This window comes from Pseudomonas sp. GV105 (assembly GCF_003058185.1).
GTDB lineage: Bacteria > Pseudomonadota > Gammaproteobacteria > Pseudomonadales > Pseudomonadaceae > Aquipseudomonas > Aquipseudomonas veronii.
On the sequence record NZ_QBUF01000022.1, the window covers coordinates 1 to 24,023 of the forward strand.

The window sequence follows — 24,023 nt, forward strand, 5'->3', positions numbered from 1 at the left end:
TACCTCCTGGCCATGATTAATACATGTAAACGATGTCTCCGGTTTCAAACGTAAAGGATGTCTCCGGTCTGTACCGGGGCAAGCCCCCTCCCACATGGGAGAGTGGGGTTTATCGGCGACCCGCCCGCGTACTCACATCCACCCACACCGCCAGCACCAAAATGCTGCCCTTCACAATCATCTGCCAGTAACTGTCCACATCCAGCATCGACATGCCGTTATCCAGGCTGGTAATCACCAGCGCCCCGAGCAGCGCGCCATACACCGTGCCCGAGCCGCCGCGCATGGAGGTGCCGCCGATAAAGCAGGCGGCGATGGCGTCGAGTTCGCCCATGTTGCCCGCCGACGGTGAACCGGCGGCGAGGCGTGCGGTGTTGACCAGGCCGGCGAGGGCGCACATCACGCCCATGATGCCGAAGATCCACAGTTTGACGGCCTGCACGTTGATGCCCGACAGGCGCGTGGCTTCCATGTTGCTGCCCACCGCATACACGCGGCGGCCGAATACGGTCTGGCTGGTGACGTAGCTGAACACGCCGAGCAGCACCAGCAACAGCAGCACCGGCACCGGGATGCCGTCGTAGCTGTTGAGGATGGTGACGAACCCGGCCAGCACCGCGCCGATCACCGCCACGCGCAGCACGTCGCGAGTCAATGAGTGTGAGGCCAAGCCATGCAGTGCACGGTTGCGCCGTTGTTTCCAGGTCAAAAACAGGGTCAGGGCAAACAGCAAAACCCCGAGGCCGATGCCCACCGCATGCGGCAGATAGCCCTGGCCCACGTACACCAGCGACGGCGACACCGGCGCGATGGTGGTGCCGCCGGTGATGCCCAGCAGAATCCCGCGAAACGCCAGCATGCCGCCCAAACCGACGATAAACGACGGGATGCGCAGGTACGCGGTCATGTAGCCGTTGGCCAAACCGATCATCAACCCGCACAGCGCCACCAGGCTCAGGTTGGCCAGCAGCGGCAGGTGATAGACCACGTCCAGAATCGCCGCGAGCCCGCCCAACAAGCCGAGCATCGAGCCCACCGACAAATCGATCTCGCCGCTGATGATCACCAGCACCATGCCGCAGGCCAGAATCCCGGTGATCGACATCTGCCGCAGCAGGTTGGACAGGTTGCGCGGGGTGAGGAAGCCGCCCTCGGTCTGCCAACTGAAAAACAGCCAGATGAACGCCACGGCGATCACCAACGCGAGCATTTTGTAGCGGGTAAACAGCTGTTTGAGCTGATTCATCTAAGCGGTCTTCCGATCATTATTATTTTGGCTGAGCGCAGCGGCGAGGACCTGTTCCTGGGTGAGGCCTTCGTTGATGAAATCCCCACGCAACTGGCCGTCGCCGATCACCAGCACGCGGTTGGACACGCCGAGCACTTCGGCCAGTTCCGAGGAGACCATGATGATCGCCACGCCTTCGGCCGCCAGCGCGCCCATCAGTTTGTAGATCTCATACTTGGCGCCCACATCCACCCCGCGCGTGGGCTCGTCGAGGATCAGCACCTTGGGCTTGGCCATGAGCATTTTCGCCAGCACGGCCTTTTGCTGATTGCCGCCGGACAGGCTGGTGATCGGCAAAAACGGGCTGGCGGTCTTGAGGTGCATGCGCGCGATCTGCCGGTCGATGCTGCCCAGTTCGGCCTCGGCGTCGATGCGCGTCAGGTGCGCGTAGGTGTCGAGTACCGCCAGGGTGATGTTCTGGCCCACGCCCAGGTCGGGAATGATGCCCTGGCGCTTGCGGTCCTCGGGCACCATGCACAGCCCGGCGCGGATCGATTTGAGCGGCGTGCGCGTGTCGATCAGTTGGCCATCGAGCCAGACTTCGGCGCTGTAGCGGCCGGGGTAGGCGCCGAACAAGGCCGAGACCAGCTCCGTGCGCCCGGCGCCGACCAGCCCGGCAATGCCGAGGATTTCCCCGCGCCTGAGTACGAAGGAGATGTCGTCCACGCGTTTGCGCTTGGGGTTGTCGACGTCGTAGCAGGTGACATGGCGCGCTTCGAACATCACCTCACCGATCTCATGCGGCTCGGTGGGGTAGAGGTTGCTCATTTCGCGCCCGACCATCTGCGTGATGATCCGGGGGATATCCATGTCGGCCATGGCGCTGGTCGCGATGTGCTGGCCGTCGCGGATTACCGTGATGGTGTCGCACACCGCCGCCACTTCATCGAGCTTGTGGGAGATGTACACGCAGGCCACGCCCTTGGCCTTGAGGCCCTTGATGATCTCCAGCAGCACCTCGATTTCCGAGCGGGTCAGGGCCGAGGAGGGCTCGTCGAGGATCAGCAGGCGCGCCTGTTTATTCAGGGCCTTGGCGATTTCCACCAGTTGCTGGTAGCCGCCGCCATACTGCGACACCGGCAGCGCGACGTTCATGTCCGGCACCTTCAGCTCGCGCATCAACGCTTCGGCGCGGTGCAGCATCGCCGGGTAGTTCATGCGCCCGCCGGGCAGGGTCAGCTCGTGGCCCATGAAGATGTTCTCGGCCACCGACAGGTCCGGCACCAGGGTCAGTTCCTGGTGAATGATGACGATGCCGGCCGCCTCGGTTTCGCTGATCGACTGGGCCCTGAGCGGCTGGCCATCCCAGAGGATTTCGCCGTCCCAGGTGCCATGGGGATAGACCGCCGACAACACCTTCATCAAGGTGGATTTACCGGCACCGTTCTCGCCGCACAGGCCGACACATTCCCCCGGCCGCACCTTGATATCGATGCCGTTGAGCGCGTTGACACCGCCAAAGCGTTTGACGATGCCGTTCATTTGCAGCAGGTAGTGCGACATGGCGATGGCTCACACAAAAGGCCGAAGAAACGCGGTTTCCCGTAGGAGCGAGCTTGCTCGCGAAGAACCCCCAGGCAACGCGCACATCCAGGATGCCCACGTCATCGTTGACGTTTTTCGCGGGCAAGCCCGCTCCTACAGGCCGATCTGCTCTTTGGTGTAGAAGCCGTCCTTCTCCAACAGGTCGATATTGGCCTTGGTCAGCGGGGTCGGGGTGAGCAGGATGGTGTCGACTTTCTTGCTGCCGTTGTCGTATTGCGAGCTGTAGGTGGGCTTTTCGTTGCGCGCCAGTTGCACCGAGAGCTTGGCGGCTTCGGTGGCGATCAGTTTGAGCGGTTTGTACACGGTCATGGTCTGGGTGCCGTCGATCACGCGCTTGACGGCGGCGAGGTCGGCGTCTTGCCCGGAGATCGGCACCTTGCCCGCCAGTTTCTGCGCGGCCAGGGCCTGGATCGCACCGCCGGCGGTGGCGTCGTTGGAGGCGACGATGGCATCGATCTTATTGTTGTTTCGGGTCAGGGCGTTTTCGACGATGCTCAGGGCTTCGGTCGGGTTCCATTCCTTGACCCACTGCTGGCCGACAATCTTGATGTCGCCCTTGTCGATGGCCGGTTGCAGCACCTTCATCTGGCCTTCGCGCAGGACCTTGGCATTGTTGTCGGTGGGCGCACCGCCGAGCAGGAAATAGTTGCCCTTGGGCGCCGCCTGCAGCACGCCATTGGCCTGCATCTCGCCGACCTTTTCGTTATCGAAGGAGATGTAGGCGTCGATATCCGCGTTGAGGATCAGGCGGTCATACGACACCACCTTGATCCCCGCCTTCTTGGCTTCGGCGATGGCGTTGGTCAGCACGGTGGCGTTGAACGGCACGATCACGATCACGTCGACGCCGCGGGAGATCAGGTTTTCGATCTGGGAAATCTGCTTTTGCTCGTTGGCATCGGCCGACTGCACAAACACCTTGGCGTCGAGTTTTTCCGCCGCCGCGACGAAGTAGTCACGGTCGCGGGACCAGCGTTCCAGGCGCAGGTCGTCGATGGAAAAACCGATTTTCGGATGGGCCGGATCGGCCATGACCGGCAGGGCGAGCAGGGCCAGGGCAGAGGCGAGCAGGGTGCGTTTAAATGACTTCATGGTGGTGCGTCCTTTTATTGTTGTTGGAAAGACACAGCGTGATGCGGGTAGAACTGTAGAGCGTCCCTCGACGCTCTGTGCGTAGATTTGTCGCGCAAATGTCACCGCCGCCCCCTGTGTAGGAGCGAGCTTGCTCGCGAAAATCGCGAACTCGACACGTTTATCCAGGCATCACGCGTCATCGTTGACGTTTTTCGCGAGCAAGCTCGCTCCTACACAGAGGGCTGCGTGATCAGGTGTAGATAAACCGATTGACCACGCCTTCGAGCATCTCCTGCCGACCACTCACGGCCTGCGGGTTGAGCTCGTGGGCAAACGCATGTTCGGCCAGGGATTCCAGGCTGAATTCGCCGGCCAGTACCGCCTGGCCCAACGGTTGCTGCCAGCCGGCATAGCGCTGGTCCTTGAACTGCTGCAACCGATCGTTCTGCACCATCGCCGCCGCGCGTTCCAGCGCCAGGGCGAGCACATCCATGGCGGCGACGTGGCCGTGGAACAGGTCGATCTCGTCCAGGCTCTGGCGGCGCACCTTGGAATCGAAGTTGTAGCCGCCATTCTTGAAACCGCCGGCCTTGAGGATTTCATACGTCGCGAGGGTCATCTCCTCGACGCTGTTGGGGAACTGGTCGGTGTCCCAGCCGTTCTGCGGGTCGCCGCGGTTGGCGTCGATGCTGCCGAAGATCCCGAGGGACACCGCGGTGGCGATCTCATGATGAAAGCTGTGCCCGGCCAGGGTCGCGTGGTTGGCCTCGATATTCACCTTGATCTCGTGTTCCAGGCCGTACTCATGCAGGAAGCCGAACACCGTGGCGCTGTCGTAATCGTATTGGTGCTTGGTCGGCTCCTGGGGCTTGGGTTCGATCAGCAGGTCGCCCTTGAAGCCGATCTTGTGCTTGTGCTCCACCACCATGTGCATAAAGCGCCCGAGCTGTTCGCGCTCGCGCTTGAGGTCGGTATTGAGCAGGGTTTCGTAACCTTCGCGGCCGCCCCACAGCACATAATTGGCGCCCTTGAGCCGCAGCGTGGCGTTCATCGCGCTGCACACCTGGGCGGCGGCGTAGGCGAACACCTCCGGGTCCGGGTTACTCGCGGCGCCGGCGGCAAAGCGCGGGTTGCTGAAGCAATTGGCGGTGCCCCACAGCAGTTTGACGCCGGTCTGTTCCTGGTGGCGTTCGAGGTGATCGACCATCTGCGCGAAGTGGTTGCGGTACTCCTTGAGCGAGCTGCCTTCCGGCGCCACGTCGGTGTCGTGAAAACTGTAGTAGTCGATGCCCAGCTTGGAGAAAAACTCAAAGGCCGCCTCGGCCTTGCCGATCGCCACTTCCATCGGCTCGCCGCTGCGCTGCCACGGGCGCTTGAAGGTGCCCATGCCAAACATATCCGCGCCGGGCCAGACGAAGGTGTGCCAATAACAGGCCGCCATGCGCAGGTGTTCGCGCATCGGTTTGCCGAGGATCAGTTTGTTGGCGTCGTAGTGGCGAAAGGCGAGGGGGGCGTCGCTGGCGGGGCCTTCGAAGCGAACCTTCTCGACACCGGGGAAGTACGTCATGGCGTGTTCCTTATTGTTCTTGGCGGTGTCTGGATACTAGCAACGGCACTGGGCCCGGCGATTATGAAAATCGTCAAGGTGTAGTGCGATTTTGAGTGGCGGGGTCTAACCTGTGGCGACCGGCCTCAGGACAAAAACAATGAAAACCCTACCGCCCGTCCACCGCATCGCCTTGCTGTTCAACGGCAGCAAAATCTATGACCGCGGCATCATCACCGGCATCGGCAATTACCTGAGCAGCACCCGCGCGTCCTGGGATTTGTTCCTGGAGGAAGATTTTTTGTGCCGCCTCAAAGGCATCGAGCGCTGGCAGGGCGACGGCATCATTGCCGACTTCGACGACCCGCTGATCGGCGAGGCACTGGCCGATATCAAGCTGCCGGTGGTGGCGGTGGGCGGTTCCTATGAGGATGCGCGTGCCTACCCCAGGGGCATCCCCTACGTGGCCACCGACAACCATGCGCTGATGAAGCTGGCGTATGAGCATTTGATCGAGGCCGGACTGACCCGGTTTGCCTGTTTCAGCCTGCCGCCAGCCCAGGCCAATCGCTGGGCCCAGGAGCGCGAAAAGGCCTTCAAGCGCCTGCTGCAACGCGATGGTTTGCCGGTGGAGGTGTACCGCGGCCTGGGCACCAGCGCGCCGTTGTGGGACAGCGCGGTGGAGCAGCAGATCGCCTGGCTGCAAAGCCTGCCCAAGCCCATCGGCATCATCGCCGTCACCGACGCCCGCGCCCGGCAATTGCTGCAGGCCTGCCTCACTGCCGGTATCGCCGTGCCGGAGGAGGTGGCGTTGATCGGCATCGACAACGACCCGCTGACCCGCACCCTCACGCGGGTGCCGCTGAGTTCGGTGATCCAGGGCACGGAAACCATGGGCCGCACGGCCGCCGCGCTGCTGCATCAGATGCTGCACGGCAAACCCTGCACCGGCACGCAGATCCTGGTGCCACCGGATGCAATCAATGTGCAGGCTTCCAGCTTGCATCAGCCGTTGGGCAATCCGTATGTGATGCAGGCGCTGCTGTTCATCCGCCAGTACGCCTGCCAGGGCATCAAGACCGCCCAGGTCGCGGCGTATGTCGGTGTATCGCGCTCATCCCTGGAATCGCACTTTCGCAAGACACGCGGGTGCAGCGTGCATGACGAGATCCTGCGCTTCAAACTCGCCGCCGCCGCCAAAGGCCTGGAAAACCACGCCCTGGCGATTGCCGATGTGGCGCAGCAGTGTGGCTTCAAGTCGGCGCAGTACCTGCATACGGTGTTTCGCCGTGAGTTTGGCTGTACGCCGCGGGAATACCAGCAAGGCGCGGCCTAGAAAAAAGCCGCTTGCTCCGTGAAGAGGCAAGCGGCTTGGTTATTCACCGATCAACGAAACGCTGGCACGACCTGCTCGATAAACAGCGCCAGGGACTTTTTCTTCTCGGCATGGGGCAGGCTGTTGTCGCACCAGAAGCTGAACTCATCCACGCCCAGTTCCTGGTAGTACTTGATGCGCGGGATGATTTCTGCGGCGGTGCCGATCATCGCGGTCTTGTGCAGGCTGTCCAGCTCGAACTCCGGGCGGCCGGCGAATTTTTCTTCCGGGCTTGGCGCCAGGAAGCCATTGACCGGCACTTCCTTGTTGCCGAACCAGGCATCGAAGGTGCGATAGAACTTGGAGATCGCCTTGGCCCCGACTTTCCAGCCTTCCGGGTCGTCGGCGGCGTGTACGTGGGTGTGGCGCAGCACCATCAATTGCGGGCGCGGCACGCCGGGGTTGTTGTCGAGGGCGGTCTGGAATTTGTTTTTCAGGTCCAGGACTTCTTCGTCGCCCTTCATCAGCGGCGTGACCATCACGTTGCAGCCGTTGGCCACTGCGAAGTTGTGGGAGTCCGGGTCGCGGGCGGCGATCCACATCGGCGGGTTGGGCTTCTGTACGGGCTTGGGCACGCTGGTGGAGGTGGGGAATTTCCAGATGTCGCCGTCGTGGGCGTAGTCGCCTTGCCACAACGCGCGCACCACCGGGACCATTTCGCGCAGCGCCTGGCCGCCGCTGGACGCGGGCATGCCGCCGGCCATGCGGTCGAACTCAACCTGGTAGGCGCCACGGGCCAGGCCGACTTCCATGCGGCCGTTGCTGATCACGTCGAGCAAGGCGCATTCACCCGCCACCCGCAGCGGGTGCCAGAACGGCGCGATGATGGTGCCGGCGCCCAGGTGAATGGTGGTGGTCTTGGCCGCGAGGTAAGCCAGCAACGGCATCGGGCTTGGCGAGATGGTGTATTCCATGGCGTGGTGTTCGCCAATCCAGACGGTGCTGAAGCCACCGGCTTCGGCCATCAGGGTCAATTCGGTCAAGTCTTCGAACAACTGGCGGTGGCTGATGCTCTCGTCCCAACGTTCCATGTGTACGAACAGGGAAAACTTCATGACGCGTACCTCGGATCTATTGTGATCGGCCTGTCGACCGCGGGCCCTTAAGTGCTCTCGCCGTTGTAACGCTTGCCGGGGATAACGGCTGTTCGGCGGATTGATTGTTGGTATACCATAATATGGAATATCCACAAAACTTTTCTCTCCAACGGTTACACCCTCACCTCACAAGGAAGGCGAGCCCGATGAACATAAAACAAAAACTGATCCTGGCCTTTGCGGTGATTGCCAGCCTACCGGTGATTCTGGTGGCTGTGCTGATCATCCTCAACGTGCATGAGGTTCTTCACCGAGCCGACCATGATCGCGTGGTCTCACGCCACTGGGAGGGGCTGACACCCCGCAATCAAACTGTGGGAGGGGGCTTGCCCCCGATGGCGGAGGAACAGCCAGCTTATCTGTAGCTGACCCACCGCTATCGGGGGCAAGCCCCCTCCCACAAAGTTTTGTGTGTGGCTTAAGCCGGCATGGGCAATGCGCCCATCTTGCCGTGGCAATACACCAGTGGCGCGGCGTTCTGCTGGGGCACGATGAGGTTCTTCACCGAGCCGACCATGATCGCGTGGTCGCCGCCTTCGTACTCGCGCCACAGCTCGCATTCGATCACCGCCGTGGCATTCGCCAGGATCGGATTGCCCCGCTCGCTGAGCGTCCATTCGAGGCCTTGGGCCTTGTCTTTGCCCTTGCGCGCAAAGGCATACGCTTCGGTTTGCTGCCCGCCGGAGAGCACATGGATGGCAAAGCGTTTGTTCTTGATCAACACCGGGTACGAGTCGGAGCTGTAGTTGGGGCAGAACAGCACCAGCGCCGGGTCCATCGACAACGAGCTGAAAGCACTGGCGGTCAGCCCGACGATTTGCCCGTCGTCATCGAGCGTGGTGATCACGGTGACCCCGGACGGAAACGAACCCATCACTTGTTTGTAGATAGCGGCATCGATCATGGGACGGTCCTCGGCGGTGGGGCGGTTTTTATAGGTTTGTAGGTATTATGGTATACCGTAATACAAAGCATGCAACTGCTTTTTCAAGCGCCCGATGAACGTCAATTCTTGGTCTTGTAACCAATAAATACTGGGGTAAAGGCGAGAAATGGCTATTGGCCATGTGGCACATTAGCCGATCAGATTAGCGCCAGAGCTACGGATCAGTCGTGTAAAAAACTGGGGGGCGTGTGGCGCTGTCGAGCGTGATCCTCATCGATTGCTGCCTGGCGACGCGTCAGTACACGCAGGCGGTCAGGGCGGGGCGGTTGGGGTATACCAACTGAACAGGTTTTTCTGGCGAGAGCGCGGCGTTAATCCTGGCTTACCGCGTCATCGTTAACGACCCTCGCGGGCAAGCTCCGCTCCTACGGTGACGGGGTCATCTGTAGGAGCGAGCTTGCTCGCGAAAAACCTGAGGCCGCTGCGTTAATCCTGGCTTACCGCGTCATCGTTAACGATCCTCGCGGGCAAGCTCCGCTCCTACGGCGACGGGGTCATCTGTAGGAGCGAGCTTGCTCGCGAAAAACCTGAGGCCGCTGCGTTAATCCTGGCTTACCGCGTCATCGTTAACGACCCTCGCGGGCAAGCTCCGCTCCTACGGCGACGGGGTCATCTGTAGGAGCGAGCTTGCTCGCGAAAAACCCGAGAGCGCCGCGTTAATCCTGGCTTACCGCGTCATCGTTAACGATCCTCGCGGGCAAGCTCCGCTCCTACGGTGACGGGGTCATCTGTAGGAGCGAGCTTGCTCGCGAAAAACCTGAGGCCGCTGCGTTAATCCTGGCTTACCACGTCATCGTTAACGACCCTCGCGGGCAAGCTCCGCTCCTACGGTGACGGGGTCATCTGTAGGAGCGAGCTTGCTCGCGAAAAACCCGAGAGCGCCACGTTGACCCTGGTTTTACGCGCGATCGGCAAGCCCCACCCCGCCAAACTCCTCCAACGCATCCCGCAACGCGCCGTCGAAGTAGTCCTTCGAGGCGCGGTCCCAGAGGATATGGAACGCCGGCGCGTCCACGCTTCCCGAGTGGATGACGATCACATTGATCCGTGCCGCCGCCGTCTGCGCCACCGCCCCCGGCTTGAAGGCCGGAAAACTGAGATCGACGCCGCACAGCTTGGCCATCACCTGGGCAATCACCGTGCCGCTGAGCAGCACGCAAGCATGACTGTCCTGGCGCGGCAGCAGGTAGTGGGCGCGGTGGTCGAGCTCCCAGCGCGCTTCTTCATCGGCGATGCGCTGGCCCTGGTCCGCAGGGCTGCCCAGCAGCAGGTATTCGTTCTGTGACAGGCGCGCCACCCAGCTGCCGTCCGCCTGCGCGGTCGCTCGGTTGGGCGCGTCGGGCAGGGTGAAGCCGCGGGCCGTGAGGTACTCGGCGCTGTGTGCGCCGCGAAAGCCGACCCGGGGCAGGTCGGTCTGGTCGATCAGGCGGCAGGGCGGCGTGAGCAATTCGTGGGCTTTCAGACTGGTCATGGCTTAACCCTCCTGGCGTTGGTTGGTGGGGTCGAAGAACGGTAGCTGCACCACTTCGGCCTGGACGACGATGCCGCCTTCGACGCGAATCGGAATGCATTGCCCCGGTGTGCTCTGGTCGATCCCGGCGTAGGCCAGGCCGATGATCCGGCCCAGGCTCGCGGAGTATTCACACGAGGTGACGTTGCCGCTGATGTCCGGGCCGTTGAGCACCAGGTGGCCTTCCAGCGGCTGCACGCTGCCCTTGGGCAAGCTGAAGCCGACCAGTTTGCGTTTCAGCGGCTGGGCTTCGAGGATGTCCACCGAGCGGCGGCCGACGAAGAACGGTTTGTTGCGACTGACCGCCCAGCCCATGTCGATTTCCGCCGGGTGGGTCATGCCGTCGGTGTCCTGGCTGATGATCACGTGGCCTTTTTCCAGGCGCAGCAGGCGCTGGGTTTCGACGCCGAAGGGGCGAATGTCGAAGGCTTTGCCGGCGGCCATCAACGCATCCCACAATGCGAGGCCATGACGTGCGGCAACGTGGATTTCATAACCCAGTTCGCCGACGAAACCGACCCGCAGCAGCCGCGCCTTGATCCCGGCCACCGTGCCCTGGCGCACGCCCAGGTAAGGGAAGGCCTCGGCGCTCAGGTCGAGGTCGCTGCACAGCTGTTCCAGCACTTTGCGCGAATCCGGCCCGGCCACGTTCACCGCACAGATCGCGGCGGTGACGTTGGCCACATCCACGTCCAGGCGCCATTGCGCGTTCCACTTGAGCATCTGCTGGTAGATGCGGTCGACGCCGCTGGTGGTGGCGGTGACGTAGAAGTGCTTGTCGGCCAGCCGCGCGCACACGCCGTCGTCGATCACCACCCCGTGTTCATTGGTCATCAGCGCATAACGCGAACGGCCCACCGGCTGCTTGAGAAACGCGAAGGTGTACATCCGGTTGAGCAGTTCGGCGGCATCCGGGCCGCGCACGTCCAGGCCGCCGAGGGTGGACACATCGATCAGCCCGACCTTGTTGCGCACATGCAGGGCTTCGGCCTGCATGCAGGCGTCGCGGTCCTCGGCCTTGCCGTAATAGGCCGGGCGCTGCCAGATGCCGGCGGGCATCATCTTCGCCCCGGCCTGCAGGTGCCGCGCATGCATCGGCGTTTGCCGGTAGGGGTCGAAGGCGCGCCCGGCGACGTGGGCGAGTTTCTCCGCCACGAACGGCGGCCGTGCGGTGGTGACCCCGGTTTCGCTGATATTGCGCTGGGTCGCCCAGGCCACCAGGCGCGCGGTCGGCAACGCCGAGTGGCGGCCCTGGGACGGGCCCATGCCGACGGTGGAGTAGCGTTTCACCAACTGCACATCGCGGTAGCCGATGCGGGTGGCGTTGACGATATCCGCCACTTGCAGGTCTTCGTCGAAGTCGACGAAATCCTTGCCCTTGGGGTGCGGGAAGATCGGCCAGTTGAAGTTGACCTGGGCTTCGCTGCGCAGCGGGGTACGCGCTGCGGCAGGGCTCAAGCCGAGGGCGAGGGCGATGTCGTGGGCGGCGTTGCTCGCGTCCGCCAGCACATTGTCCAGTTGGTGCCGACCGTGGACCGAACCGGCCACATTCAGGTTCTGCGGCAGGCCGCTGAGGCTGAACTCTGCACGCGAGTCCTCATAGGCCAATTTGCCGCCGGCCTGGCACAGCAGTTGGTACACCGGCATATAGCCGGCCGACATGCACAGCAGGTCGCAGTCGATCACCTGCCCCTTGTCACTGACCTGGCCCTGAGCGGTGATCTGGCGCACATCGACACCCTTCACATGGCGCAGGCCTTTTTCATGCAAGGCCTCGAACACCGTGCTGTTAGTCAGGCAACGGATCTTGCGCTGCGCCAGCGCGCCGGCCAGGGCCTGGTCGGCGGGGGCGTGGCGCAGGTCGACCACGGCGGCAACGTCCACGCCCTGGTCATGCAGGTCGAGGGCGGCGAGGTAACCGTCATCGTTGCCGGTGAGCACCACCGCGCGTTTGCCGGGCTTGACGGCGTAGAGCTTGATCAGGCGTTGCGCGGCGCTGGTCAGCATCACCCCCGGCAGGTCGTTGTTGCGAAAGATCACTGGCTGGTCGAACGAGCCGCTGCACACCAGGCACTGCTGCGCGCGCACCTTGTACAGGCGCTTGCCCTGGATCACCGGCAGGTAGTTGTCGGTGAACCAGGCGTTGCAGGTGGCCTCGGTGAGCACCTGGATATTCGCGTGTTGCTGCACCGCGCTGAGCAATTCGCGGCGCAGGCTGTCGGCGCGGGTGCCGGCGATATCGAAGCGCGCATAAGTGAGCGAACCGCCGAGGATCGGCTGCTGCTCGATCAGCAGCACCTTCGCCCCGGCATTCGCGGCGGTCAGCGCCGCCTGCAAGCCGGCGGGGCCGGCGCCGATGACGGCGAGGTCGGTGAACAGGTAGGCCTTGTCGTAGTACTCGGGCTGGAAGTTCAGGTCGAGCACGCCCAGGCCGGCTTTTTTACGGATGATCGGCTCCCACACTTTCCACATGCCCTTGGGCTTGTAGAACGAGCGGTAGTAGAAACCCACCGGCATGAATTTGGAGAACTTGCCCATATAGGCATCGCGGTCGTGGTCCAGCGTGCCGTTGACGTTCTGCGCGGTCACCGCCAGGCCGTTGCTCAGCGCGTGGGCATCGGCCAGCACGTTGGGTTCCTGGGGCAATTGCACCAGGCTGTTGGCGTCCTGGCCGGCCATGCTCAGCGGCCCGCGTGGGCGGTGGTATTTGAACGAGCGCGACATCAGAAAGCGCCCGTTGGCGAGCAGGGCGCTGGCGATGCTGTCGCCCTGCAGGCCCTGGTAGGGGTGGCCGTCGAAACTGAAATCGAGTGGCTGATCGCGTTGGATCAGCAGGCCCATGGGGGCGGGGAGGCGGTTCATCCGGCGATCTCCTGGGGGGTGTTGAAGTCGACGCGGTGGGTGAACAGTTCCTTGGGGTCGAAGGTGCGCAGGATCTCGTCGGTGACGGTGTGGCGCTCGGCGAGGAACCAGTAGCTGGACGGCGTGTGCATCCACCATTCACGCACTACACCGGCGAGGTTGTCGGTGTTGAACACGTAGTCGGCCCATTCGGCGTCGCTGCAGTTGACCGGATCGGGCATGGGCTTGAACTCGCCGCCGTAGGTGAACTCGCTGATATTGCGCGGCCCGTTGAGCGGGCACATCATGATTTTCATAGTCCACTCTCCATCAGTGACTGGCCGCCGTGGCGCCCATCTCATTGACTTGCTGGAAGGTCGAGAAACGTTCGAGGCCAAAGGGTTTGATCAGCTCCGGTACCTTGCCGCCGCTGGCGACCAACTCGGCCATGGTCTTGCCGCAGATCGGCGTGGCCTTGAAACCCCAGGTGCCCCAACCGGCGTCGAGGTAGTAATTCTTCACCGGCGACAGGCCCATGATCGGGCTGTAGTCCGGGGTCATGTCGGTGATCCCGGCCCACTGGCGCATCAACTTGGCGTTGGCCAGGAACGGGAACATCTCGATGGCATGGGCCAGCAGGCTTTCCTTGAGGTCCAGGGTCGAGCGTGTGTTGAACAGCGGGTAGGGGTCGGAACCGCCGCCGAACACCACTTCGCCGCGACTGGTTTGCTGCACGTAGCAGTGCAGGGCCGAGGAACTCACCAGCGGGTCGAGGAACGGCTTGAACGGCTGGGTGACCATGGCCTGCAGCGGGAAGGTCTGGATCGGCGAGCGGATGCCGGCCTTGGCCATCAACAGTGAGCTGTGCCCGGCAATCGCCTGCACCGCGCAGCCGCACCGGATGGTGCCGCGATTGGTTTTCACCGCGGTGATGGCGCCGTTTTCAATGATCAGGTCTTGCACTTCGGTGAGCTGATGGATTTCCACGCCGCGCTTGGCCGCCTGCTTGGCGTAGCCCCAGGCCACGGCATCGTGGCGCGCGGTGGCGCCGTCGATGTGCCAGAGCCCGGCGAGCACCGGCAGGTGGCCGGGGTCGAGGTTGAGGCTGGGCACCAGTTCGCGGATCTGCTGGCGGTCGATCATCTCGGTGCGCCCGCCGAAGTGCTTGTTGACCTCGGCGCGCTGGCGGAACGAACGCACGGTGGCGTCGGTGTGGGCCAGGGTCAGTTGGCCGCGCTCGGAGTACATGATGTTGAAATCGAATTCGTTGGACAGCGCCTGGAACATCTTCACTGACTCGGCGTAGAAGCGCACCCCTTCGCTGGTCAGGTAGTTGGAGCGGATCACCGCTGTGTTACGCGCGGTGTTGCCGCCGCCCAGATAGGACTTTTCCAGCACGGCAATGTTGCTGATGCCGTGGTACTTGGCCAGGTAGTAGGCGGTCGCCAGGCCGTGGCCGCCGGCGCCGATGATCACCACGTCGTAACTCGACTTGAGTTCTTTGGGCGGCGGCAGATCCACCTCCACCGGGTACTCCGAACTCAGCCCGTATTTCAATAGATTGAATGGCATACGGCCTCCGATTGGCTGCGTAGGGCGTGATGTTGCGCAAGGGCGGCGGTCACGGTGTTTTTCATCAGGAAGGCAATGGTCATCGGGCCGACACCGCCGGGGACCGGGGTGATGGCGGCGACGTGGGGCAGGGCGGCGTCGAAGTCGACATCGCCCACCAGGCGGCTGCGGCCGTCGTCATCGATACGGTTGATGCCGACGTCGATCACCACCGCGCCGGGTTTGAGCCAGCTGGCATCGATCAAGCGTGGGCGGCCCACGGCGGCGATCACGATGTCGGCCTGGCGGCACAGGGCCTGGGCGTTGTGGCTGCGCGAATGCAGCACCGTCACCGAGCAATCGGCCTTGAGCAGCAGCGCCGCCATGGGCTTGCCGACGATGTTCGAGCGGCCGACCACCACCGCGTGTTTACCGCGCAGGTCGCCACAGGTTTGCTCCAGCAGGTACAGGCAACCGCTGGGAGTGCAGGGCGTGAGCACGGCGCGCCCCTGGCTGAGGCCGCCGACGTTCTGGCTGTGGAAACCGTCCACGTCTTTCTGCGGCGCGATGGCTTCCAGGGCGCGCAGTTCGTCCATCTGCTTGGGCAGCGGCAATTGCAGGAGAATGCCGTGGATCGCCGGGTCGGCATTCAACTGGGCGATCAGGATCAACAGTTGTTCGGTGCTGGTGTCGCTGGGCAGCCGATGCTCCACGGAGCGGATGCCCACTTCTTCGGCGCGCAGGATCTTGTTGCGCACATACACCTGGCTGGCGGCGTCGTTGCCCACCAGGATCACCGCCAGGGCCGGTTGAATGGCTTGCTCGTGCAGGCGCGCCACGTCTTCGCGCACTTGCAGCAGTACCCGTGCGGCGGCGGCTTTGCCGTCGATCAGTTTGGGCGCGCTCACCGGAACACCACCGTTCTGTCCTGGTTGAGGAACACCCGATGCTCCAGGTGGTACTTGACCGCCTTGGACAGGGCCACGGTTTCGGTGTCGCGGCCGATGGCGACGAGGTCGTCGGGCTTGTACACGTGGTCCACGCGCTGCACTTCCTGTTCGATGATCGGGCCCTCATCCAGGTCGCTGGTCACATAATGCGCGGTGGCGCCGATCAACTTCACGCCACGCTGATAGGCCTGGTGATAGGGCTTGGCGCCTTTGAAACCGGGCAGGAACGAATGGTGGATATTGATCGCGCGCCCCGACAGTTGCCGGCACAGGTCGTCGGAGAGGATCTGCATGTAGCGCGCCAACACCACCAGTTCGGTGCGGGTGTCGTCGACGATCTTCATCAGCTCGGCTTCCTGCGCGGCCTTGGTGTCCTTGGTCACGGGCAGGTAGATAAAGCGGATGCCCTCGCGCTCGGCCATGGGCCGCAGGTCGAGGTGGTTGGAGACGATGGCGGTGATGGTCATGTCCATCTCGCCCTTGTGGTAGCGGTAGAGCAGGTCGGTGAGGCAGTGGTCGAACTTGCTCACCATCAGCAGCACACGCATCGGCTCGCGGGTGTCGTACAGCGCCCACTGCATGTCGAAGGCCTGGGCGACGTCGGCGAAACCGGCGCGGATCTGTTCCAGGTCGCCGGCGTGCCCATCGTTGAAACGGAACACGGCACGCATGAAGAAGCGACCGCTGAAGTCATCATCGAACTGCGCCATCTCCCCGATGTAGCACGCGTTGTCCGCCAGGTACGTGGTGACGGCAGCGACAATGCCGGACACCGCGGGACAAGTGACCTTGATGATGAAATGGTTTTTTTCGTGTTGCATGACACGTCCTCGGGATGATGGCGGCAGCTCATCGCATAGCGAAAAAACGTCAGAGGACAGCAGGCTCATTCCGTGAGCGCATTTTCTTGTGAGGAATAAAATATTCCTGAAGTGGCTTTATAGGGGAATGGACGCAGGGCGTCTAGGGGTTTTGGGAAAGTTTTTTAACTGAGGGGAAATTTTCCACAGGCCCAGTGGCATCGAACGCTGTTGAAAATGTGGGAGGGGGCTTGCCCCCCTCCCACAATTGGATCTCTGTGCTTCAGGTGTATCGCGAGTCCGGATTATTCTTTGTCGTTGCCGTAATTCATGATCGACAGCAGGCGAATCGGCACCCGCACCAATTCTTCCGGCCCATGGGGAATCTCGCCCTCGAACGTCAGGCTGTCGCCGGCTTCCATCCGATACAGCTGATTCCCATGCCGATAAATCAGCTCCCCTTCCAACAAGTGCAGAAACTCGGTCCCAGGGTGGGCAAAGGTTGGGAACTCCTCGCTGGCGTCGTCCATGCTGACCATGTATGCCTCGAAGCTCTTCTTCGGCCCCCGGGTATGGTTGAGCAGATGGTAGGTATGCCCCTTTTCCGTCCCCCGGCGCACCACTTCCATGCCTTGGTCGGCCTTGACCAGCAAGGCACTGCCGTCCTGTTGATCGTATTCGGCGAACAATTTCGACAACGGCAGCCCGAGCACATCGCACAGGCGGCTGAGGGTGTCGAGGCTGGTGGAGACCTGGGCGTTTTCGATCTTGCTCAACATGCCCTGGCTGATATCGGCAATCTTCGCCACGTCGGACAGCTTCAGGTCCTGGGCCTGGCGCTGGCGTTTGATCTGCAAACCCAGGTATTGCTCGAGTTTGAGGCGGGGGGCGGTTTCGGTGGACATAGTCATCAGATCCTGCACGCTTTCCGTTCAGTAATATTAGTTTCGCACTAGGAAAGTGCAAGCAGCGGCGCTTGGCGGCCGTGCCCAGGCACGTATTCCCACGGGGAAAACAATTTTCCCATATATACAGCACAAAAGCGCTTTCACCGGCACTTCAATCGGCCGCTCGCGAATCTGGCAAGGGTATTGCATTCCTGTGGAGAAACTAACTTTCTTTTTAGGAATAAAGAGACAGTCCAGGCCCACCCACACGGTTTTGCCTTTCGCGAGGAGTGACACGCAATGTTGCCAGCAGAAACCCAGCGCATCATCGACAAGTACGGCATCAAGTACGTGCTTGCGCAGTTTGTGGATATACACGGTGCGGCCAAGACCAAGTCGGTGCCGATTTGCGGGCTCAAGACGGTGGCCGAAGAGGGCGCCGGGTTTGCCGGGTTTGCCATCAGCGGCATGGGCATGGAACCCCACGGCCCGGACTTCATGGCGCGGGGTGACCTGTCCACGCTGACCCCGGTGCCCTGGCAGCCGGGTTACGGGCGCGTGGTGTGCGTCGGGCATGTCGACGGCAAGCCCCATCCCTTTGATAGCCGCTACGTGCTGCAGCAGCAGGTGCAGCGCCTGCAGGACAAGGGCTGGACGCTGAACACCGGCCTGGAACCCGAATTCAACCTGATGCGCCGCGACGAGCAGGGCAAGCTGCAACTGGTCGACCCCAGCGACAACCTCGACAAGCCCTGCTACGACTACAAGGGCCTGTCGCGCTCGCGGGTATTCCTGGAACGCCTGACCGAAGCCTTGCAGGCGGTGGATTTCGAGGTCTATCAGATCGACCACGAAGACGCCAACGGCCAGTTCGAGATCAACTACACCTACAGCGACGCCCTGACCTCGGCCGACCGTTTCACCTTCTTCCGCATGGCTGCCGGCGAGATCGCCAATGACCTGGGCATGATCTGTTCCTTCATGCCCAAGCCCGACCCGAAACGCGCCGGCAACGGCATGCACTTTCATCTGTCGATCAGCAGCGCCGAGAACAAGAACCTGTTCCACGACGCCAGCGACCCGAGCGGCATGGGCCTGTCGAAGCTGGCCTATCACTTCGCCGCCGGCCTGCTCGCCCATGGCCCGGCGCTGTGTGCGTTCGCCGCGCCCACCGTCAACTCCTACAAGCGCCTGGTGGTGGGCCACTCGCTGTCCGGCGCTACCTGGGCCCCGGCCTTTATCGCGTTTGGCGCCAACAACCGTTCGGCCATGGTGCGCGTGCCTTACGGCCGCCTGGAGTTCCGCCTGCCGGATGCCGGCTGCAATCCTTACCTGGTCAGCGCCGCGATCATCGCGGCGGGCCTGGACGGTATCGATCGCCAGCTGGAAATCGACCACGTCTGCAATGAAAACCTCTACAGCCTGAGCCTGGAACAAATCGCCGAGCGCGGCATCAAGACCTTGCCGCAATCCCTCAAGGAAGCCTGCGACGCGCTGGAAGCCGACCCGCTGTTCGCCGAGGTGCTCGGCCCGCAGATCGTGGGTGAGTTCATCAAACTCAAGCGCATGGAGTGGGTGGAATACAGCCGCCATGTGAGCGACTGGGAAGTCCAGCGCTATACCGAATTTTTCTGACACCGTGTGACGGAGACTTGATATGTGTGGAATCGTAGGTCTGTACCTGAAAAACCCCCGGCTGGAACCCCAGCTCGGCCAGCTGTTTGAACCGATGTTGCAGGCTATGACCGACCGTGGCCCGGACAGTGCGGGCTTTGCCATCTACGGTGATGAAGTCGCTGACGGCTGGGTCAAGCTGACCCTGCAAGCAACCACCGAGGCCTTCGACTGGAAAGCCCTGATGGGCGAGCTGGAAGGGCGGCTGGGCTGTTCGCTGGACTGGTTTCAGAACGCCAGCGCCGCCGTGTTGAAGATCCACGCCGACGAAGCCCCGGTACGCCTGGCCCTGGCCGAACTGGCGCCGAGCGTGCGGGTCATGAGCGCCGGGCAGAGCATCGAGATCCTCAAGGGCATGGGCCTGCCCCAGGAGATTTCCCAGCGCTTCGGCCTGGCGAGCATGCAGGGCAGCCACATCATCGGCCACACCCGCATGGCCACCGAAAGCGCGGTGACCATGGAAGGCAGCCACCCGTTTTCCACCGGTGCCGACTTGTGCCTGGTGCATAACGGTTCGCTGTCGAACCACTTCCGCCTGCGCCAGGAACTCAAGCGCGAAGGCATCCATTTCGAAACCGACAACGACACCGAAGTCGCCGCCGGCTACTTGACCTGGCGCCTGCAACAGGGCGACTCGCTCAAAGACGCGCTGGACCACGCCCTGGAAGACCTCGACGGCTTCTTCACCTTCGCCATCGGCACGCGCAACGGTTTTGCGGTGATCCGCGATCCGATCGCGTGCAAGCCGGCGATCCTCGCCGAGACCGACGACTACGTCGCCATGGCCTCCGAGTACCAGGCGCTGTCGAGCCTGCCAGGCATCGAGAATGCCCGCATCTGGGAGCCCGCACCGGCCACTTTGTACATCTGGGAACGCCAGTCAGCTTAAGGAGCGCACACATGAAAACCATCGACCTTTCCACCGCCACCGTGCGTGACCTCAACCAGGCGCTGCACGCCCAGGCCATCGACAACGAGTGGCGCGTCACCCACTCCAACGGCAAGCACAACCTTGCGGTGGGGGTGAATCAGGCGGTGTCCATCGATATCGAAGGCCACGCCGGCTACTACTGCGCGGGCATGAACCAACAGGCGTCGATCACCGTACACGGCAACGTCGGCGTGGGCTGCGCCGAGAACATGATGTCCGGTTCGGTGCGCGTCAAAGGCAGCGCGTCCCAGGCGGCCGGGGCCACGGCCCATGGCGGCTTGCTGGTGATCGAAGGCGACGCGGGGGCGCGTTGCGGGATTTCCATGAAAGGCATCGACATCGTGGTCGGCGGCAGCATCGGCCACATGAGCTGCTTCATGGGCCAGGCCGGGCGTCTGGTCGTCTGCGGCGATGCCGGCGATGCGCTGGGCGATTCGCTGTACGAGACCCACATCTACGTGAAGGGCACGGTCGAGTCGCTGGGCTCCGATTGCGTCGAAAAAGAGATGCGCAGCGAGCACCTGCAAGAGCTGCAGGAGCTGCTCGATCGCGCCGGTTTCGCCCACCGCGCGGCGGATTTCAAGCGCTACGGCTCGGCCCGCCAGCTGTACAACTTCAAAGTCGATAACGCCTCCGCGTACTGAACCAGGAGCTACACCATGAGTGAAAAAACCCCTCCAGTGTTGCGCGAGTCGGCCACCTTCGACCGCCTGACCATCCAGGAAATCCAGCGTGCCGCCGAAACCGGCATCTACGACATTCGCGGCGGCGGTACCAAGCGCAAGTTGCCGCACTTCGATGACTTGCTGCTGCTGGGCGCCAGCGTGTCGCGTTACCCGCTGGAAGGCTATCGCGAGAAGTGCGGCACCGATGTGATCCTCGGCAACCGCTTCGCCAAGAAGCCGATCCACCTGAAGATCCCGGTGACCATCGCCGGCATGAGTTTCGGTGCGTTGTCGGCCAACGCCAAGGAAGCCCTGGGCCGTGGCGCGAGCATCGCCGGCACCAGCACCACCACCGGTGACGGCGGCATGACCCCGGAAGAGCGCGGCCAGTCGCGGCACCTGGTGTACCAGTACCTGCCGTCGCGCTACGGCATGAACCCCGATGACCTGCGCAAGGCCGACGCCATCGAGATCGTCCTCGGCCAGGGCGCCAAGCCCGGCGGTGGCGGCATGTTGCTGGGCATGAAGGTCACCGAACGCGTGGCCGGCATGCGTACCTTGCCGATCGGCGTGGACCAGCGCAGCGCCTGCCGCCACCCGGACTGGACCGGCCCGGACGACCTGGCGATCAAGATTGCCGAGTTGCGCGAAATCACCGATTGGGAAAAACCGATCTACGTGAAAATCGGCGCCAGCCGGCCGTATTACGACGTGAAGCTGGCGGTCAAGGCCGGTGCCGATGTGATCGTGCTCGACGGCATGCAGGGTGGCACCGCGGCGACCCAGGAAGTGTTCATCGAACACGTCGGCATCCCGATTTTGTCGGCGATCCCGCAAGCGGTACAGGCTTTGCAAGAGATGGGCATGCACCGCAAGGTCCAGTTGATTGTGTCGGGCGGGATTCGCAACGGCGCCGATGTGGCCAAGGCCATGGCGATGGGCGCGGATGCGGTGGCCATCGGCACGGCGGCGCTGATTGCCCTGGGCGACAACCACCCACGACTGGACGCGGAACTGAAAAAGATCGGCTCGGCCGCCGGCTTCTACGACGACTGGCAGAACGGCCGCGACCCGGCCGGCATCACCACCCAGGACCCGGAGCTGTCGAAACGCCTGGACCCGGTGGAAGGCGGGCGTCGTTTGGCCAACTACCTGCGGGTGATGGTGTTGGAGGCCCAGACCATGGCCCGTGCGTGCGGCAAGTCGCACCTGCACAACCTCGACCCCGAGGACCTGGTGGCGCTGACGGTGGAGTCGGCCGCCATGGCCCGGGTGCCGTTGGCGGGGACCCGTTGGATACCGGGTTCCGGTTACTGAGTGACGAGCCGGCTTGCCGGCTGCTACGGCGTTCCACCCCTGTAGGAGCGAGCCTGCTCGCGAAGGTCGTTAACGATAACGCGGGCATCCTGGATGACCGCGTTGCCTGGACGTTTTTCGCGAGCAAGAACTAGGCGTCCCCCTCGCTCCTACATGCATCTCCCCTATCTTTTGCAGGAGCTTTGAACATGATCAATCGTCTTCTCGGCAAATCCCTCTTCGGCTTATTGGCCGCCTGTGCCTTCGCCCCCTTGGCGCAGGCCGCCGATGCGCCCACCTTGAACACCGGCAGCACCGCCTGGATGGTCACCGCCGCGGTGCTGGTGCTGTTCATGTGCCTGCCGGGGCTCGCGCTGTTCTACGGCGGGCTGGTCCGGGCGAAAAACATGCTCTCGCTGTTCACCCAGTGTTTTGGCGTCGCCGGGCTGGTGGGCGTGCTGTGGGTGATCTACGGCTACAGCATGGTGGTGGACACCACGGGCATGGTCGAAGGGCAGGTGACCTTCAACAGTTTTGTCGGCGGCCTGAGCCGCGCGTTCCTGGCGGGCATGACCCCCGAGAGCCTGGTTGGGGATATTCCGGAAGGCGTGTTCGTGACCTTCCAGATGACCTTCGCAATCATCACCCCGGCGCTGATCGCTGGCGCCTTCGCCGAACGCATGAAGTTCTCGGCGGCGCTGCTGTTCATGGCCATCTGGTTCACCCTGGTGTATGCCCCGGTGGCGCATATGGTCTGGGGCGGTTCGGGGGCCTTGATGCATAACTGGGGCGTGCTCGACTTTGCCGGTGGCACCGCCGTACACATCAACGCCGGTGTGGCCGCGCTCGCCGCATGCCTGATCCTCGGCAAGCGCAAGGGCTACCAGAACACGCCGATGCCCGCGCATAACCTGAGCCTGACCATGGCCGGTGCGGCGATGCTCTGGGTCGGCTGGTTCGGCTTCAATATCGGCTCCGGCGGCGGCCTCAACGGCACCTCGGGGATTGTCATGCTCAACACCCAACTGGGCGCGTGTGCGGGGATTCTCGGCTGGATGTTCACCGAGTGGTTCAAGGTCGGCAAACCCAGCGCCCTGGGCCTGGCCAGCGGTGCATTGGCCGGTCTGGTGGGGATCACCCCGGCGTGCGCCTATGTCGGCGTCGGCGGCGCGTTGGCCATCGGCTTGCTGTGCGGGGTGTTCTGCTACTTGAGCGTGACCGTGTTGAAGCGGCGCTTCGGCTACGACGACAGCCTCGACGTATTCGGCCTGCACGGCATCGGCGGCATGATCGGCGCGGTGCTCACCGGGGTGTTCTGCGTGCCGTCCATGGGCGGCCTGGTGGAAGGCGTGACCATGGGCGGCCAAGTCGTCGCCCAGATCAAGGGGGTGTTGCTGACCACGGTGTACTGCTTCGTGGTCAGCTGGATCATCCTCAAGGTGGTCAATGCCCTGGTCGGCCTGCGTGCCCATGAGTCGGTGGAAGAGATGGGCCTGGACCTGGCCGAGCACAACGAGCGCGCCTACAACCACTAACGGCCCACTGTAGGAGCGAGCTTGCTCGCGAAGGTCGTTAACGATAACGCGGGCATCCTGGATGACCGCGTTGCCTGGACGTTTTTCGCGAGCAAGCTCGCTCCTACAGGTACAGCGCCAGCGCTCGGGGCAGGGCTTTGCGTTGCAACTGGCTCGCCACCAGGGTGTTCTTCAGCCTGCGAGCCCATGAGTCGGGACCTGGCCGCCTACAACCCCTGAGAACCCTGTAGGAGCGAGCTTGCTCGCGAAGGTCGTTAACGATAACGCGGGCATCCTGGATGGCCGCGTTGCCTGGGCGTTTTTCGCGAGCAAGCTCGCTCCTACAAGTGCAGCGCCAGCGCTCGGGGCAGGGCTTTGCGTTGCAACTGGCTCGCCACCAGAGTGTTCTTCAGCCTGCGAGCCCATGAGTCGGGACCTGGCCGCCTACAACCCCTGAGAACCCTGTAGGAGCGAGCTTGCTCGCGAAGGTCGTTAACGATAACGCGGGCATCCTGGATGACCGCGTTGCTTGG

20 protein-coding genes are annotated in these 24,023 nt (G+C 63.0%); 7 read left to right on the top strand and 13 right to left on the bottom strand.

What is annotated here, in order from left to right; genetic code table 11:
• Positions 1-109: 109 nt before the first annotated feature.
• From C8K66_RS29095 to xylA, 4 genes are all read right to left on the bottom strand, one after another.
• Positions 110-1,246 carry a sugar ABC transporter permease gene (locus C8K66_RS29095; protein WP_046383931.1) on the bottom strand — a complete coding sequence of 379 codons (1,137 nt, stop codon included), beginning with the start codon at positions 1,244-1,246 and terminating at the stop codon, positions 110-112.
• On the bottom strand, positions 1,247-2,791 hold the full coding sequence (xylG, locus tag C8K66_RS29100; protein ID WP_108526648.1) for a D-xylose ABC transporter ATP-binding protein: 1,545 nt from the start codon (positions 2,789-2,791) through the stop codon (positions 1,247-1,249).
• A 135-nt stretch (positions 2,792-2,926) separates the two neighbouring features.
• Positions 2,927-3,925 carry a D-xylose ABC transporter substrate-binding protein gene (gene xylF / locus C8K66_RS29105; RefSeq protein WP_017847900.1) on the bottom strand — a complete coding sequence of 333 codons (999 nt, stop codon included), beginning with the start codon at positions 3,923-3,925 and terminating at the stop codon, positions 2,927-2,929.
• Positions 3,926-4,157: 232 nt separating this feature from the next.
• Positions 4,158-5,474 (bottom strand): xylose isomerase, encoded by a 1,317-nt coding sequence (gene xylA / locus C8K66_RS29110; protein ID WP_046383928.1) that lies wholly within the window; start codon positions 5,472-5,474, stop codon positions 4,158-4,160.
• A gap of 139 nt (positions 5,475-5,613) precedes the next feature.
• Between xylA and C8K66_RS29115 the strand changes: the two genes are divergently transcribed.
• On the top strand, positions 5,614-6,789 hold the full coding sequence (locus tag C8K66_RS29115) for a XylR family transcriptional regulator (RefSeq protein WP_046383927.1): 1,176 nt from the start codon (positions 5,614-5,616) through the stop codon (positions 6,787-6,789).
• A 50-nt stretch (positions 6,790-6,839) separates the two neighbouring features.
• Here C8K66_RS29115 and C8K66_RS29120 read toward each other — a convergent pair whose 3' ends face one another.
• Entirely contained in the window at positions 6,840-7,883 is a 1,044-nt protein-coding gene (locus C8K66_RS29120; RefSeq protein ID WP_046383926.1) for an LLM class flavin-dependent oxidoreductase, read from the bottom strand.
• Between the two features lie 188 nt (positions 7,884-8,071).
• On the opposite strand from C8K66_RS29120, the gene C8K66_RS29125 reads away from it, so the two are divergent.
• Positions 8,072-8,290, top strand: a complete 219-nt coding sequence (locus C8K66_RS29125; protein ID WP_046383925.1) for a hypothetical protein — start codon at positions 8,072-8,074, stop codon at positions 8,288-8,290.
• 53 nt (positions 8,291-8,343) lie between these two features.
• Here C8K66_RS29125 and C8K66_RS29130 read toward each other — a convergent pair whose 3' ends face one another.
• The 8 genes from C8K66_RS29130 to C8K66_RS29165 form a co-directional block, all read right to left on the bottom strand.
• Positions 8,344-8,829: a flavin reductase family protein gene (locus tag C8K66_RS29130; RefSeq protein WP_057005908.1), complete on the bottom strand. Its 486-nt coding sequence runs from the start codon at positions 8,827-8,829 to the stop codon at positions 8,344-8,346.
• Positions 8,830-9,769: 940 nt separating this feature from the next.
• On the bottom strand, positions 9,770-10,342 hold the full coding sequence (locus C8K66_RS29135) for a sarcosine oxidase subunit gamma (protein ID WP_079443519.1): 573 nt from the start codon (positions 10,340-10,342) through the stop codon (positions 9,770-9,772).
• Positions 10,343-10,345: 3 nt separating this feature from the next.
• Positions 10,346-13,243 carry a 2Fe-2S iron-sulfur cluster-binding protein gene (locus C8K66_RS29140; protein WP_108526649.1) on the bottom strand — a complete coding sequence of 966 codons (2,898 nt, stop codon included), beginning with the start codon at positions 13,241-13,243 and terminating at the stop codon, positions 10,346-10,348.
• Positions 13,240-13,539 (bottom strand): sarcosine oxidase subunit delta, encoded by a 300-nt coding sequence (locus tag C8K66_RS29145; RefSeq protein ID WP_057005905.1) that lies wholly within the window; start codon positions 13,537-13,539, stop codon positions 13,240-13,242. The genes C8K66_RS29140 and C8K66_RS29145 overlap by 4 nt, the downstream gene beginning before the upstream one ends.
• A gap of 13 nt (positions 13,540-13,552) precedes the next feature.
• Positions 13,553-14,794, bottom strand: coding sequence for an FAD-dependent oxidoreductase (locus tag C8K66_RS29150; protein ID WP_046383920.1), 1,242 nt, complete (start codon positions 14,792-14,794; stop codon positions 13,553-13,555).
• Complete coding sequence (gene folD, locus C8K66_RS29155) at positions 14,776-15,681, bottom strand: bifunctional methylenetetrahydrofolate dehydrogenase/methenyltetrahydrofolate cyclohydrolase FolD (RefSeq protein WP_079443521.1); 906 nt, start codon at positions 15,679-15,681, stop codon at positions 14,776-14,778. Before folD ends, C8K66_RS29150 begins: the two co-directional genes overlap by 19 nt.
• Complete coding sequence (gene purU, locus C8K66_RS29160) at positions 15,678-16,544, bottom strand: formyltetrahydrofolate deformylase (RefSeq protein ID WP_046383918.1); 867 nt, start codon at positions 16,542-16,544, stop codon at positions 15,678-15,680. The genes folD and purU overlap by 4 nt, the downstream gene beginning before the upstream one ends.
• A gap of 284 nt (positions 16,545-16,828) precedes the next feature.
• A complete protein-coding gene (locus tag C8K66_RS29165; RefSeq protein WP_046383917.1) occupies positions 16,829-17,428 on the bottom strand; it encodes a helix-turn-helix domain-containing protein in 600 nt (199 codons plus the stop codon).
• A gap of 282 nt (positions 17,429-17,710) precedes the next feature.
• On the opposite strand from C8K66_RS29165, the gene glnT reads away from it, so the two are divergent.
• The 5 genes from glnT (at position 17,711) to C8K66_RS29195 (ending at position 23,511) form a co-directional block, all read left to right on the top strand.
• The gene (gene glnT / locus C8K66_RS29170; protein ID WP_057005902.1) at positions 17,711-19,045 is read left to right on the top strand and encodes a type III glutamate--ammonia ligase; all 1,335 of its coding nucleotides are present in this window, start codon (positions 17,711-17,713) and stop codon (positions 19,043-19,045) included.
• A gap of 22 nt (positions 19,046-19,067) precedes the next feature.
• Complete coding sequence (locus C8K66_RS29175; protein WP_108526650.1) at positions 19,068-19,973, top strand: glutamine amidotransferase family protein; 906 nt, start codon at positions 19,068-19,070, stop codon at positions 19,971-19,973.
• 11 nt (positions 19,974-19,984) lie between these two features.
• Positions 19,985-20,659 carry a protein glxC gene (locus C8K66_RS29180; protein ID WP_046383914.1) on the top strand — a complete coding sequence of 225 codons (675 nt, stop codon included), beginning with the start codon at positions 19,985-19,987 and terminating at the stop codon, positions 20,657-20,659.
• A 15-nt stretch (positions 20,660-20,674) separates the two neighbouring features.
• Positions 20,675-21,997, top strand: coding sequence for an FMN-binding glutamate synthase family protein (locus tag C8K66_RS29185; protein ID WP_046383913.1), 1,323 nt, complete (start codon positions 20,675-20,677; stop codon positions 21,995-21,997).
• A 188-nt stretch (positions 21,998-22,185) separates the two neighbouring features.
• Positions 22,186-23,511 carry an ammonium transporter gene (locus C8K66_RS29195; RefSeq protein ID WP_046383912.1) on the top strand — a complete coding sequence of 442 codons (1,326 nt, stop codon included), beginning with the start codon at positions 22,186-22,188 and terminating at the stop codon, positions 23,509-23,511.
• Positions 23,512-24,023 lie beyond the last annotated feature (512 nt).

Excerpts from the sequence above, each read along its gene's own strand:
- C8K66_RS29175 (WP_108526650.1), top strand. The coding sequence starts at position 19,068 with ATGTGTGGAATCGTAGGTCTGTACCTGAAAAACCCCCGGCTGGAACCC.
- C8K66_RS29115 (WP_046383927.1), top strand. The coding sequence starts at position 5,614 with ATGAAAACCCTACCGCCCGTCCACCGCATCGCCTTGCTGTTCAACGGC.
- C8K66_RS29125 (WP_046383925.1), top strand. The coding sequence starts at position 8,072 with ATGAACATAAAACAAAAACTGATCCTGGCCTTTGCGGTGATTGCCAGC.
- C8K66_RS29145 (WP_057005905.1), bottom strand. The coding sequence starts at position 13,539 with ATGAAAATCATGATGTGCCCGCTCAACGGGCCGCGCAATATCAGCGAG.
- purU (WP_046383918.1), bottom strand. The coding sequence starts at position 16,544 with ATGCAACACGAAAAAAACCATTTCATCATCAAGGTCACTTGTCCCGCG.
- C8K66_RS29120 (WP_046383926.1), bottom strand. The coding sequence starts at position 7,883 with ATGAAGTTTTCCCTGTTCGTACACATGGAACGTTGGGACGAGAGCATC.
- xylF (WP_017847900.1), bottom strand. The coding sequence starts at position 3,925 with ATGAAGTCATTTAAACGCACCCTGCTCGCCTCTGCCCTGGCCCTGCTC.
- C8K66_RS29195 (WP_046383912.1), top strand. The coding sequence starts at position 22,186 with ATGATCAATCGTCTTCTCGGCAAATCCCTCTTCGGCTTATTGGCCGCC.
- C8K66_RS29095 (WP_046383931.1), bottom strand. The coding sequence starts at position 1,246 with ATGAATCAGCTCAAACAGCTGTTTACCCGCTACAAAATGCTCGCGTTG.
- C8K66_RS29130 (WP_057005908.1), bottom strand. The coding sequence starts at position 8,829 with ATGATCGATGCCGCTATCTACAAACAAGTGATGGGTTCGTTTCCGTCC.
- C8K66_RS29135 (WP_079443519.1), bottom strand. The coding sequence starts at position 10,342 with ATGACCAGTCTGAAAGCCCACGAATTGCTCACGCCGCCCTGCCGCCTG.
- C8K66_RS29180 (WP_046383914.1), top strand. The coding sequence starts at position 19,985 with ATGAAAACCATCGACCTTTCCACCGCCACCGTGCGTGACCTCAACCAG.
- glnT (WP_057005902.1), top strand. The coding sequence starts at position 17,711 with ATGTTGCCAGCAGAAACCCAGCGCATCATCGACAAGTACGGCATCAAG.
- xylG (WP_108526648.1), bottom strand. The coding sequence starts at position 2,791 with ATGTCGCACTACCTGCTGCAAATGAACGGCATCGTCAAACGCTTTGGC.
- C8K66_RS29150 (WP_046383920.1), bottom strand. The coding sequence starts at position 14,794 with ATGCCATTCAATCTATTGAAATACGGGCTGAGTTCGGAGTACCCGGTG.
- C8K66_RS29165 (WP_046383917.1), bottom strand. The coding sequence starts at position 17,428 with ATGTCCACCGAAACCGCCCCCCGCCTCAAACTCGAGCAATACCTGGGT.
- xylA (WP_046383928.1), bottom strand. The coding sequence starts at position 5,474 with ATGACGTACTTCCCCGGTGTCGAGAAGGTTCGCTTCGAAGGCCCCGCC.
- C8K66_RS29140 (WP_108526649.1), bottom strand. The coding sequence starts at position 13,243 with ATGAACCGCCTCCCCGCCCCCATGGGCCTGCTGATCCAACGCGATCAG.
- C8K66_RS29185 (WP_046383913.1), top strand. The coding sequence starts at position 20,675 with ATGAGTGAAAAAACCCCTCCAGTGTTGCGCGAGTCGGCCACCTTCGAC.